The sequence below is a fragment of the Kamptonema formosum PCC 10802 genome (assembly GCF_000332335.1).
GTDB lineage: Bacteria > Cyanobacteriota > Cyanobacteriia > Cyanobacteriales > Oscillatoriaceae > Oscillatoria.
In genome coordinates, this window is the sequence record NZ_KB235948.1 from 4303658 (window position 1) to 4315859 (window position 12202).

At 54.4% G+C, this 12202-nt stretch carries 11 protein-coding genes; 1 reads left to right on the forward strand and 10 read right to left on the reverse strand.

Features of this window, described 5'->3' with window-relative positions; translation table 11 throughout:
- Positions 1-420: 420 nt before the first annotated feature.
- The 8 genes from recG to OSC10802_RS0118725 all read right to left on the reverse strand — a co-directional run bounded on the left by recG (position 421) and on the right by OSC10802_RS0118725 (position 9515).
- On the reverse strand, positions 421-2937 hold the full coding sequence (gene recG, locus OSC10802_RS0118690) for an ATP-dependent DNA helicase RecG (RefSeq protein WP_017718299.1): 2517 nt from the start codon (positions 2935-2937) through the stop codon (positions 421-423).
- Positions 2938-3028: 91 nt separating this feature from the next.
- Complete coding sequence (locus tag OSC10802_RS0118695; RefSeq protein WP_017718300.1) at positions 3029-3853, reverse strand: hypothetical protein; 825 nt, start codon at positions 3851-3853, stop codon at positions 3029-3031.
- Positions 3854-3952: 99 nt separating this feature from the next.
- A complete protein-coding gene (gene tsf / locus OSC10802_RS0118700) occupies positions 3953-4612 on the reverse strand; it encodes a translation elongation factor Ts (RefSeq protein WP_017718301.1) in 660 nt (219 codons plus the stop codon).
- A gap of 135 nt (positions 4613-4747) precedes the next feature.
- Positions 4748-5548 carry a 30S ribosomal protein S2 gene (gene rpsB / locus OSC10802_RS0118705; RefSeq protein WP_017718302.1) on the reverse strand — a complete coding sequence of 267 codons (801 nt, stop codon included), beginning with the start codon at positions 5546-5548 and terminating at the stop codon, positions 4748-4750.
- Positions 5549-5705: 157 nt separating this feature from the next.
- Positions 5706-6239: a hypothetical protein gene (locus OSC10802_RS0118710; RefSeq protein WP_017718303.1), complete on the reverse strand. Its 534-nt coding sequence runs from the start codon at positions 6237-6239 to the stop codon at positions 5706-5708.
- A 1-nt stretch (position 6240) separates the two neighbouring features.
- Positions 6241-7629 (reverse strand): AAA family ATPase, encoded by a 1389-nt coding sequence (locus OSC10802_RS0118715; RefSeq protein ID WP_017718304.1) that lies wholly within the window; start codon positions 7627-7629, stop codon positions 6241-6243.
- A 24-nt stretch (positions 7630-7653) separates the two neighbouring features.
- Positions 7654-8604 (reverse strand): glycosyltransferase family 2 protein, encoded by a 951-nt coding sequence (locus OSC10802_RS0118720; protein ID WP_026098607.1) that lies wholly within the window; start codon positions 8602-8604, stop codon positions 7654-7656.
- On the reverse strand, positions 8586-9515 hold the full coding sequence (locus tag OSC10802_RS0118725; RefSeq protein ID WP_155968048.1) for a hypothetical protein: 930 nt from the start codon (positions 9513-9515) through the stop codon (positions 8586-8588). The genes OSC10802_RS0118720 and OSC10802_RS0118725 overlap by 19 nt, the downstream gene beginning before the upstream one ends.
- 151 nt (positions 9516-9666) lie before the next feature.
- Here OSC10802_RS0118725 and OSC10802_RS0118730 point away from each other — a divergent pair, with 151 nt between their 5' ends.
- Positions 9667-9921: a hypothetical protein gene (locus OSC10802_RS0118730; protein WP_017718307.1), complete on the forward strand. Its 255-nt coding sequence runs from the start codon at positions 9667-9669 to the stop codon at positions 9919-9921.
- 178 nt (positions 9922-10099) lie between these two features.
- Here OSC10802_RS0118730 and OSC10802_RS0118735 read toward each other — a convergent pair whose 3' ends face one another.
- Together OSC10802_RS0118735 and OSC10802_RS0118740 are read right to left on the reverse strand one after the other, a co-directional pair.
- Positions 10100-10717: a hypothetical protein gene (locus OSC10802_RS0118735; protein WP_017718308.1), complete on the reverse strand. Its 618-nt coding sequence runs from the start codon at positions 10715-10717 to the stop codon at positions 10100-10102.
- Positions 10718-10823: 106 nt separating this feature from the next.
- Positions 10824-12176, reverse strand: coding sequence for a glycoside hydrolase family 10-like protein (locus tag OSC10802_RS0118740; protein WP_017718309.1), 1353 nt, complete (start codon positions 12174-12176; stop codon positions 10824-10826).
- Between the last annotated feature and the right edge of the window lie 26 nt (positions 12177-12202).

The following is a 12202-nucleotide window of genomic DNA, read 5'->3' on the forward strand; positions in this document are numbered from 1 at the left end:
TGCAAAGGCTGCGCCGACAGCTATAGCAGCAGTCATATTGGGAACGGAGATCAGTGGCCTAGGGATAAGAGGCGTAGGACAGGCGTCCCGCCTGTCCTACTGTCCCGGTCTAAATAAATACTGCTATAAGACCGGAATTTCCTTGCTCGTATTCTAAGGTACTCGGTTTCTGGGAGAAGAAAAAACCGGGTTTCTTTGGGCGAGAGTGCCCGATTTACAGGCTCCCGTCCCAAGAAACCCGGTTTTTGGCACAGATAAGAAATGATAAAAAATAAATAAAATTTGGTTGATTGCTCATTATGTAGCCGGTCGGGGCGTGCTGCCGGACGGACATCAGGAGCGCTCAACCGAACTGGCTATGGCGCAGGCACAGCCTGCGCCAAGCGGCAAAACCCCCACGAAAAACGCGGTCAGCCGCCGTCAAGTCCAAAGCGCCCCACCCATTAACTTTTGGTAGTGCCGCTCCAGTTCTGCCTTCATCTGCGGCCAGCTGTTCAGGGTTGCGTCCCCCTCCATCACCTTCTCAGCGGCATCCCTAGCCAGGATCAAAACCTCCTGATCGTCCACTAAACTGGCCAGCATAAAATCAGGCAAGCCCGACTGGCGAGTGCCGAGCACCTCACCGGGCCCGCGCAGGCGCATGTCCATCTCGGCAATAAAAAAGCCATCTTGGGACTGCGCCATCACATTGAGCCGGTGGCGGGCGTCAGCTGACGCCCTGGGACTGGCCAGCAGCAAGCAGTAGGACTTGTCAGCGCCGCGACCGACGCGCCCCCGCAGCTGGTGCAGCTGGGACAGCCCGAATCTCTCCGCATTTTCAATGAGCATGACTGTAGCGTTGGGCACATCCACACCCACTTCCACCACGGTAGTTGCCACGAGAATTTGAGTCTTGCCAGCGCGGAATTTGCCAATAGCCGCCTCTTTATCAGCGGAAGACAGGCGTCCGTGGAGCAGCCCCACCTGGAATTCCGGGAAAACCACCTCCTGCAGGCGCTGGTACTCCTCAATGGCAGATTTCAAATCCAGCTTTTCCGATTCTTCCACCAGGGGAAGCACCACATAAACTTGGCGACCGCTCACCACTTCCCGGCGGATAAGATCGTAGGCGTGGGTGCGCTCTTGACCGGAAAGCACCGCTGTTTGAATCGGTTTCCTTCCAGGGGGCAACTCGTCAATTTGACTGACATCCAAATCGCCGTGCAGCGTCAGCGCCAGGGTTCGCGGGATGGGAGTGGCGGTCATGGTCAGGACGTGAGGCACCCCGTCAACGCCTTTTTGCTGCAATTTCGCCCGCTGCTCGACGCCAAACCGGTGCTGCTCGTCGATGACGATTAATCCCAGTTTGTGGAAGCTAACGGTTTCTTGAATCAGGGCGTGAGTGCCGACGAGCACGGGCAGCTCTCCCGTTTGCAGTCCGGCGTGGATTTGCCGGCGCTTCGAGGCTTTGGTCGAGCCGGTGAGCAGCTCCACCGGCAGGTGTAGCAAATTTAACCAAGACACCAACTTTTTGTAGTGCTGCTCGGCGAGCACCTCAGTGGGAGCCATCAGCGCCGCCTGGTAGCCAGATTGAATCGCCGCCAGCATCGCCACCACCGCCACCACCGTCTTGCCGGCACCCACATCCCCCTGCACGAGCCGGTTCATCGGTTCCGGCTTTTGCAAGTCACTGAGGATTTCGTTAACCACCCGCTGCTGGGCATTCGTGAGCTTAAACGGCAGCAGCTTGTAGAACCTGTCAATCAGCTTGCCTTTAGAGCGAAGCTTGGTGCTATTCTGGGCAGAGCGCTGGCTGTAGCGGCGGCTGAGCAGTCCGAGCTGGAGGTAGAAAAACTCGTTAAAGACCAGCCGGCGTCTCGCCTCTTGCAGCAGCTCGCGATCGGGTGGGAAGTGGATATTGGCGATCGCCTCGTGCAAGTTCATCAGCCCGTAGCGATCGCGCACTTCCGCCGGCAGGGAGTCTTTGATCTGGCTGGCGGAGGGCAGCGCTGCGGAAACCGCCTTTCTCACCACCTCCGCCCCCACCCCTTCCGTCAGGGAGTAAACCGGCAGCAACCGCCCCACGGCCATCGATTCCATAGCGCCGTCGGCGTCATCAAGGACTTCCAATTGTGGGTCGTCCAGGGTTGTGCCGTATTTATTTTGTTTCACCAAGCCAGACGCAGCCACCGTAGCGCCGATCGGGTACAGGCGTTTTTGCTGCTCTTGCCAAGCCCGGGAGCTAAAGCGACCGGCAAAAAAGCGGCTTATTTTAAGCTGACCCGTGCGGTCTGTCAAGACCACCTCTAGAATGCTTAATTTCTTATTGCGCGGGCTAGTAAAGCAGTTGCATCGCTTCACCGTACCCACAACCGTCACTGTCTCTCCGGGCTCCAACTCCTGAATACTAACCTGGCGGGCGTAGTCAACATGGTCGCGGGGGTAGTAGAAAAGCAGGTCGCGCACACTCAACAGCCCCAATTTGGCCAGTCGCTCCGCATTTCTTGGCCCCACACCGTCCAGGCGAATCAGGGGTTGGTCGAGAGTGACCGTCGGAGTGCAGCCTACCGGACTCAGGGGGGCAGTTCGGGGCTGTTTCCCATTGGAGGTTGGGGATGGGGGGTTGCTGCCGCTCTCCTCCGCTTTCGCGATCGGCGGCTCCTTCTTTGCCTCAGAGCGCTCGCAAACCCGCTGCATCTGGAGGATGAACATGCGAGCGTTTGCGATCAGGCTCTGTCGCTCATCGAGATTCAGCTCGGGATAATTGCCAAATTGCGCCCCCATTTGCTGCCACCTGCGCCGGTAATACGGCGACAGCCCGGAGGGCGGTCGGCTAAAGCTCTCCCCAAGAAACTCACTAAAGCGCTTTTCTTTGCCTACTAAATCATTAAAGCCGCGTTCGGCTTCAATAGACAGCGCTTTTTGCAATCGGACCCAATCTGGTAATTCTGTTTCCACAGCCTTTCTCCTACACAACTTTAAAATGCTCCATTAAAAATTAAAAATGCAACGCTTATAACATTTTTAATTTTTAATCTTTACTTGTTAACTATCCGTCCGCCCAGCTAGATCGCCACGCAGACTCAGCTTCAGCGACTGCCCGCTCCCGCTGCTTTTTCTGATACTCCCGCACAAGCTTGCTAACCCGGACTGAAAGCTTGCGAATCTGCGAGCGCCACGCTCCTAGCTGCGAGTCGGAAAATTCAATCTCAGACAAGCGCAGATGTATGGCGAGCAGTTGAGTTACACTCGAGGCAGAGGAATCCTCAGGCCCCTCGGTTTCGATCAGTAAGTTTAATAAGTTGGGCGGTCCGGGCACAGTCTCTGCGGCAGCTTCTGCTTTTGCCGCCGCTTCTAGCACTTGTTCTGGCAATTTTTTCGGTAAAATGCCAGGTTGTTGCAATAAGCGATTCGCTCGGCGAGACGCTCCTTGCAGGATTTTTGCCAGCGACAAATCCAGGTGTTCCTGCCACTGCGCCAGTTGCTCTGGGCTGTTCAGCCGGCTGCCACAGGCGTCTTCCCGCAGGGAAAGCCCCAGTGGGGGCTCTGACTCCGGACTCTCGGGCGGCAGCTCTGGGGCTTTCTGCTCCGCATCTTTGCCGCCCGGTGAGTGCAGCATTTCCTGCAGCTGTTGCTGAGCGGAAGTTGCCAGCAACCGCAAGTCTTGCTGCAGCTGTTGCCGCTGGCTGTAAGACAGCTTGAGAAACTGCTCCGGATACCCCTGAGTGCAAATATGATAGCTAGCCAAGATTAGCTGCTGCCGCATCGCTTGCCCCAAGGCGGTCAAATAACTGGAGTAGGTGCTGTGCAATTCTTCTGCTAGCGCTAATGTCTCCCGCTCCAGCTCGGCGATTTCCTGCTCAATTTTATTCACGGCGATGCCCCACTTTCTCCCGTTAAAAATTAAAAATTAAAAATGAACAGTATGCCCTGCCATTTTTAATTTTTAATTTTGCCTTTCTACTCTTTCTACTTATTTGCTTCCCATCTGTGCGGCCACTTCTTCGGCAAAGTTGCTCTCTTGTTTTTCAATCCCTTCGCCCAGCACAAACCGCACGAAACGGCGCACCTGGATGTTTTCACCCAGCTGGGCGATGGCTTGCTTCACCAACTCCTCAACCGTGATATTTTGATCGCGAATGAAGGGCTGGTCCATCAGAGACAGCTCTTTCAACCGCTTCTCAATCCGCCCTTGCACGATCTTTTCCCGGATGTTCACCGGCTTGCTAGCCAGGTCATCCCGCCCCATTTCAATCTCCTTTTCCTTTTCGATCATTTCAGCTGGGATGTCTGCAACCTTCACGTACTCCACATTCGGGCAAGCTGCAACTTGCATGGCGATATTCCGCACCAGAGCTTGGAACTCTTTATTGCGGGCAACAAAATCGGTCTGGCAGTTCACTTCCACCAGCACGCCAATTCGCCCGCCGGTGTGAATGTAGCTATCCACCAACCCTTCTGCTGTCACGCGCCCCGCTTTTTTCTCCGCCGAGGTGATCCCCTTTTGCCGCAGCCATTCCATAGCTTTGGTCATGTCACCGTCGTTTTCCGCGAGTGCCTTTTTGCAGTCCATCATCCCCGCGCCGGTTTGGTCGCGCAGTTCTTTGACAGCTTTTGCAGATATTTCCGCCATCTGGTCTTATTCCTTCCTTCAATCAGTTTACAGGTGCCTCAATCCTCGGAAAGGATGAAGTGTGAAGTCTTCTGTGCGAACGGTATAATTAGTTCCCCCACCATGCCTTCATCCTCCATCCTTTCTAGCTACTTTCTAATCCTCAGATTCCTCATCGTCGCCATACGAGTCGCTGTCATCCATCTCCTCGTAGTCGAACTCCTCTTCTGCGGCTTCGTAATCTTCGTAGTCTTCTTCAGCTACTGCATCGAGCTGACCGTGACGCCCTTCATAAATGGCATCAGCCAGTTTCCCCAATATTAGCTTAATCGAGCGGATGGCATCGTCATTCGCCGGAATCGGGATATCCACCAAATTGGGGTCGCAATTAGTGTCCAGCAGCGACACGATTGGAATATCTAGCTTCTGGCACTCTTGCACCGCGTTGTACTCCCGCCGCTGGTCTACGATGACCACTATATCGGGCACTTTCCGCATGCTTTTAATGCCGCCTAAATATTTTTGCAGTTTGCTCATCTCGCGGCGCAGCATTGAGCCTTCTTTTTTGGGCCGCAGCTCCAGAGCGCCGGTTTCCTCCATACGCTCCAGTTCTTTCAACCGATCCACCCGGCTTTTGATCGTGGCCCAGTTTGTCAGCATTCCGCCCAACCAGCGCTGGTTGACGTAGTACGCACCGCACCGCAACGCTTCTTGCGCGACAATGCCAGCGGCTTGGCGCTTGGTGCCGACAAACAGAAACTTCTTGCCCCCCTCCGAGGCCGTCCGCATGTACTCATACGCCTCCTCCATCAGCTGGGCGGTCTGCACCAAGTCGATGATGTGAACGCCGTTGCGTTCTGTGAAGATGTACCGGGACATCTTGGGATTCCACCGGCGGGTCTGGTGACCGAAGTGTACCCCTGACTCCAACAGCTGAGCCAATGAAACAACTGGCATATCTTTCCTTCTCCTGATTCGGGTTCCCCTTCCATCCAGGCGTATTTCCCTGCGGAAACACCCGAACCCCTGGATGTGTGAGTTTAGACAACTTTACTAGAGTAGCACAAGTGCGCCCCCTGCAAGCAGAAAATTTTCCCTCGCCGGGGCAAGCCCTTCAGCAACCCAGGCGGCGCTCGCTCTCCGCAATCCCACCGGCTCTCAGCCATTCTATCGGTTCCTCCTCTGGTCTATCTGGGTTGACCCACACAATATCTCGGATTTCCGGCACCAGTCCAGCAGCTTGGCCAAAAAGTCTCCTCACTCTCTCATCCAGAGAGATTACCGTCTTATCTGTTGCCAGTGCCGCCTCAATCAGGTGGAAATCCTTAAACATCGCTTCCCTCTCGCTGTCGAGCCCGGCAGTGCCTTCAATTTGCTTCCATAACTCTTCATTGGTTTGAATATCAGCTCGATATTCCAGCTTTTTCTTTGCGACCATCTGGCGTCGCCATGTACGAGCAAAGTTTGATTCGTGCTTAGTCCACTCATCTCTGATATCTGGTGTCATAACCACTCTGTGACATATATCCAGGACAGCTAGGAGAAAATCGCGGCAGTGTTTCGCTGTTGGGTGGGTTGCTTCCTCCCCCCCGGCAGCATTCGCAACAGAAGCATCAATCACTAGAAGTTGGGAAACTTTTTTGGCCATATCAGCCTTTTAACAGGCGAGCCTCCGCTGCGTCCAAATAGCGGCTTTCTAGTTTCAAAGACACATCCCCAAAGTCTTCTGGCCAGTCTCCAAACGCTCCCGCCTCATCCAGATCCGCGCTGCTGACTTCTGTAACACCGTCCTCTCGCCGTGTGAACCAGTGAAGTTTTACTGCGTCTGGCAACAGCTTCCCCTCTGCGACTAGAGATTGAACCGCCAGCAGCAGCACTTCGCTGTGGGTTTCCACAACGACTCGCACACCCCGAGAAGCCGCCTCGGCTAATACCTCTGCCAGAGCAGCTTGAGCCCGAGGATGCAGGTGAATTTCTGGCTGTTCTATGTAAACTAATTGGCCTGGTTCCGCTACCAGAAGGGCAACAAGCACCGGCAAAACCTGAGACACTCCGAACCCAACGTCAGCCACACTCACCATATCTATAACTCGACCTCGACGAGGCAAACGACCGACCTGCAGTTCAACTTGCGTGTCATCAACCTGTCGGGCTCCCACTTTACAAGTCAGTCCCAGAGTTTCCAGAAAACGGCCCAAGTCTTGCAGACGTTTATCTTTAATTTTTTGCCATTGATTGACCACACTAGCAACGTAATTTTCAAACGTTCCCTGAAAGTCGCTGCCAACCGCTGTGATTTTGTAAGTTCGTTCTGGATTCCCTCGCAGTCCGGGAACGTGGATTACCTTTCTTATATAATTTTCAAATAACTCAGCTGGGCTTTTAATCAGCCGGAAAAATGACTGCTGCGCTAACTTCTCTCCCCCCGCACTTAATACGACTTCCAAAAAACATCTGTTCCTCCTCACACACCAATTCAATAAAATTTTTTGGCTTTCTGAAAAACTCACTTCAACTTCTTTCCTTTTAAATAAAGCTTCTTTTAAAGGATGGAAAGCTCCCGCCAACTTTTCTGCAGCCTGCCTAATATCCTCTTCCGCCATATTATACGAAATTGGAATTCGTTCGTCTTCATTCCTATAGGTCATTTCAGCCATTTCAATTCCTGTTTCGGGGTGCTTCTTAAAAAGCGTGCTGAGAAACTGACAATTGCTGATTTCAATCTTAACACTAAAGCTATCACTGCTGTTCTTCTCAGACAGCTGAGAAAATAACTGTCCCGCTGAAGTAAACCTCACATTGGGCCCGGACAGCAGCAGCGGGCCAGGATCGTAAGTTGCTTCCAGCGTTTGCTTGAGTAACAGCAGCGGCTGCATGATGCTGGATTTGCCGGAACTGTTGGCACCGGCAAGAATTGTCAGCGGACGGATTTCCACACTGCACTCTTCGTACAGAGACTTGTACCCGCGTACTGAAATGCCGGCGATTCCCGGAGGGGAATCTTGCCTCTGACTTTTGGAATAGGTAGCTTGACTCATGCTCTTAGCTCCGGCTCATCCCTCTCAGCATATCAATCTTTCCCCCTGCAGTTCAGCATAAGCTGAGTAGACTCCTCTCACATTATACCAGTTCAGGAAAATTCGCGCAATCTCCAGAGCTAACTGAGATTTCCCCCTGTCAATCAGCCACTGTAATAGAGGAGCCACTGTCCGCTCGTTCAGTCTTCCCCCCAGGGAGAGCGCCCCCCAAAGCAGCCGGTGCAGCCAAGTCATTTGAATCATCATTCGCACCTCCCAGGTGGGATGCTTTTGGTAGAACAGCACCCCCATGCGACCGCGCTGAATTTCTTTATCAATCAGCGCCGGCAGCTGCTCCAAGGAAAAGGGGGGATGCCAGTGATAGCCGGCAGCGGCTGGGCATTTAATGAGTTTCAGCCCCAGCTGCTTTAGCCGCACCCCCAGTTCCAGGTCCTCCCAGCCGTAGAGTTGAAACCTCGTGTCAAACAGGCCGGCTTTTTCCAACCATTTACGGGGGATAGCGACATTCCCTGTAGCGAAATACGCCGCAGAAAAATCGGTTATCTTGTAGCGCTCCGCCGTGGGGTTATCGAAGTTGGCGGTGTTGATAACCCGACCGTATGTAAACACCCGATCCCCTCCCGACTCCTGAAATCCCCGCAGCAGCGCCTCAGCGTGCGCCGCGAGAAAATTCTCCGTGACGACTAGATCGCTGTCTATAAAAATAATAGTGTCACCGGCAGCCTTTTGTATTCCTAGATTCCGGGCAGCAGCTGGCCCACTGTGGTCTTGACAGAACCGGCGCAGGTGGGGAAACTCAGCGGAGTGTTCTTCCAGCCACTCGATCGTACCATCCGTCGAGCCATCATCCACCAGCACCACCTCGTAGCCGGTGACGGGGCTCTCACCCCCCAGCTGCTGGCGTTCCAGCGCGCGCAGGCACTTTTTCAGAATTGCCCTGCGATTGTAAGTTGGAATCACAACACTGAAAAACACTTCTTCCCCCCGCAGCAAACCTTCTGAGCGGACGCACTTGACACCTGACCGCTAAATCGAACATTTACTTGAATACTCTTGAGATATCTAATCTTTGCGCTTCTCATTGTGAGCCCTCTAGCTAAACTCCCCACACACGCCTCCTTCGGGGGGTGCGCACACCTTCGCCTCACTTGACTGTTGGGCGCAGCGGAGACTTTCCGCCGCTTTTCCGTACCGGGTGGGGGAATTGGGAGAGTGAGGTTTGCCATAAACTGACGGTCTGTTGCGATAGCCGGCAGCGCCGGGATTTCGGTAAATTTCAGGTTATTTCGCTCCACCGGCTTGATTCCCTGTTCCCACTCCCGATTGCAACCAACCCCCCCCTTGACAGTGAAGTTATAAAGGCAGCTCTTAATGATGTAGCGCTCAGTTTTCTTCAAGCTGTCTTTCCCCGGCGCTCTGTTGCAGTTTTTAACCTGCCGTTTCAGAAGCTCAGCACTCCCTCTAACTCTCTGCTTTTCATGGACTGACTTCCCTTTCCCCCTCCGTGAGGTGTGCCGCTGTTCTTTGAACACCTTTAACACGCTGTCATTGCCCCTCAATTCTGCCCCCTTACTTCCAGCACCCCTGCCAAAATTATCCCGCCTAAAATCGAGTGTTCTTATTAGGTCGTGCAGATTAACCGCACTCATAAACCCATGCCTCATGCCCCATGCCCCATGCCCGACATCAGAAATATTATGGATATACAGCCTGACGCGATCTAACGCCCTGTTTGTGCCTGACTGCGTTGGGTGAGCTGATAGCTCACAGACTTCTGCGATTTCTGCTTTCCTGTCCTTGCGGTGGAAAACCCCCTTTCTTGGGCGCAGGGCGCAGGTGCTGGGGAATGCCAAACACCGGCAATAGCAACCCTTTGAGTCAATCAATAAGTTTCGCTTATCGCCTGGAGTCTGGGAGTTTTCCTTTTTAAATAAATGAGCCCTGTCTGTGGGGCCTTGCGGCATGTAAGGGTTTTTCGCTATTCTTGGCATCGGGGGAGTGGGAGTCGGCGGGGATGAATCGCCCCTGGTGGGTGTAATGCTGTCGAACATTGTAGAATACAAGACTGTATGGGTTTTTGCAGCTAAGCCTCTCAAGCGGTTTTTGGGAGTGGGAACCGGGGAATTCTGGAATCCATTGGCGTCATTATACCACAGACTTGGGCATTCCTCTGTCACCGGCAGATATTGTGACAGTATTCTGCCGGATTTTGCCGCTAGCGACCTGCTGGCCCACCGGCGAGAGCGAGGGAATGTCGGGACAGGTGCGGCCAGCGCAGATTTCTCCGCCTGAAACATCTATATTTGGCTTTGCCCTCTCTCCCTCTATCTCTTAACCGCACCGCTCAGATATTCAAAATTATTTTAGCGGAAGTGCTGTTCGGGTGGGGGCGGGTTGCACAGGGCGGATTGCGCTGCCCAGAGTGGGGACATGCGGCTCGCCCGCCCCGGAGTGCCGGCGAGCCCGAACCTCACAGCTTTTTGGGGGCGGCACGCCCCAGCAAGCGAATCAGGGCAACGCCGGTGAGAGCGGAGACAGCAAACCACGTCACCGCCAAACCCACTAACTCGCCGAGGAACAGGCGCGTGGACAGGCGAACAGCCCAGCCCACAGCCCAGCCCAGGGGCAGCCCCAACGCCCAGCTGGCGGCACTGGCAAAGATCCAAGTCCCATCTCTGGCGACTTGCTTTTGGATGGTTAGCCACTGCGCCAGTCCAGTCAGAGCCCCCACCAGCGCTCCGTCGAAAACCCCATTAATCAACCGGAATCCGATATTTTCGCTTGTGGGTGCCATCCAGCCCAGGGCACCCACGCTGCTCGCCCCGATCAAGCCCCAGCTGAGGGCAGATGCCAATATCCACCGGCTCGCTTGGGGGAAGAGCTGTCTGAGGACAGCCCACTGCGCCAAGCCAATCGCCGCACCGCCGGCTAACCCTTGCACCACCCCCACATAAGGTCTGACACCGATTTCAACAAACAGCAGGCTCACCAAAAAGCCGGCTTGGGTGAGAGACACCCACTGCAACCAGAAAGCCCGTTCCTTGCTGGCGAGTTTGACAGGGGCATAGTAATAGAACGTTGCTGACATTGGCGTTAAAAAAGTTCCGGGTAAAAGTGACGCAATCGAATCTGAGAGCTGCGCGGCCAGAAACCGGGTTTCTTTGAGAAACCCGGTTTCTCGGCTTCTATAAATTCTATCCCGCTGGAGTTGGCTTTTGCAAAAGTTTCGGTCGTGTGGCGGGCTCAGAAAAAATGTCCTGGAATGCCGCGCGGCGCTCCGGTGGCGACTCGGGTGCGATATAGCCCCACAAGCTCTCCCAGTAAAAAAAAGAGACGCCATTAAATCCGCGCTCGCGAGCCACCTGCACTTGCTTCTCGATTTGCTCCATAGCGACAGGACGCCCCCAGGTTCCGGTTGATATCCCCACGCCCACGGGAATCTTGCTGCGAGCCGCCGCCAGAGCCGGTTTTTGCAATTCCTCCACAAAAGTTGTCATGTCACCTCGATATACCTGCACCACCAATTCCTCTACCAAACCGCGCTGCACCCAAGTCGGCCAGTCTTGCAGATAGAGTTTGTATGAATAATCTTGCGAATTGGGAGACAGGGATATAATGCAGTTGGGGCTGACTGTTTTGACAGCCTGGTAGACCTTTTGCATGAAATCCGTAATCTTGTCGGCTCGCCAGCGCATCCACTCGGCGTCTCTGGGATTGTCAGGAGGGTTTTTGCCTGCGTGCTCTTGCTGGTAAAGCCGGAGCGTGAAAGGATCGTAACCGAATTCCACCGGCATGGCAAAGCGATCGTCAATTTGAATGCCAGCGACTCCATATTTACTGACAACTTCCACGAGCAAGTCGAGCATGAACTTCTGCACTTCTGGGTGGAGGGGGTTGAGCCAGACTTGGCTGATCTCCATCTGCTTGAGGATAAACTGCCTGACGTTTTCCCACACCGGCTTGGCGGTTGAATTGCCAGAGTCGATGCCGTTCTGTTCGTCGGCAATCTCCTTGAGAATCTGGCTGCTGTTGCGGCGAAAAGTCACCCACTCCGGGTGCCGGCGAACCAGTTCTGAGTTCGCCGGTGCCATGAAGCCATACTCAAACCACGGGATAACGTCCATCTGGTAGCGGTATCCCTGTTTGATTATCTCCGCCAGGGAATCCTGCCCCAGCCGCACCAGCCCCAGCAGTGGCTCTCGATCTCGCCCCGTCACCTGTTTCGCCACCTGGCTCGGGTAAAAGGTCTGCCCCCGGTTCCACACGACCGGATATACTGTATTAAAGTTTAGTTGCGAGAGCTGCCGCATCGCTCGGTTCACCCCCCACGGGGCAAATAGCACTCCGCTAGTCACATTGGTCAGCCACACGCCCCGCACCTCTGTTCTAGCCGCCGGCGCGGCGGGAGAGCGGACTCCCACCGGACTCCCAACCCCTGAGATCCCATTGGGGTTGCTTTCGCTAAGTTGCCACAGCGCCGCCAGCAGCGCCAGTCCCAGGCATAGCAGGTACACCAGCCATCTCTTGTCAAATTTCTTCTTGCCCATCGTCCCTCAATAGCTGTGTTTACTGC

What these genes read in the sequence shown, in the direction of transcription:
- rpsB (WP_017718302.1), bottom strand. Translation starts at nt 5,548, where the DNA reads ATGCCAGTTGTTTCATTGGCTCAGCTGTTGGAGTCAGGGGTACACTTC.
- OSC10802_RS0118740 (WP_017718309.1), bottom strand. Translation starts at nt 12,176, where the DNA reads ATGGGCAAGAAGAAATTTGACAAGAGATGGCTGGTGTACCTGCTATGC.
- OSC10802_RS0118715 (WP_017718304.1), bottom strand. Translation starts at nt 7,629, where the DNA reads ATGAGTCAAGCTACCTATTCCAAAAGTCAGAGGCAAGATTCCCCTCCG.
- OSC10802_RS0118730 (WP_017718307.1), top strand. Translation starts at nt 9,667, where the DNA reads ATGCTGTCGAACATTGTAGAATACAAGACTGTATGGGTTTTTGCAGCT.
- tsf (WP_017718301.1), bottom strand. Translation starts at nt 4,612, where the DNA reads ATGGCGGAAATATCTGCAAAAGCTGTCAAAGAACTGCGCGACCAAACC.
- OSC10802_RS0118710 (WP_017718303.1), bottom strand. Translation starts at nt 6,239, where the DNA reads ATGGCCAAAAAAGTTTCCCAACTTCTAGTGATTGATGCTTCTGTTGCG.
- OSC10802_RS0118735 (WP_017718308.1), bottom strand. Translation starts at nt 10,717, where the DNA reads ATGTCAGCAACGTTCTATTACTATGCCCCTGTCAAACTCGCCAGCAAG.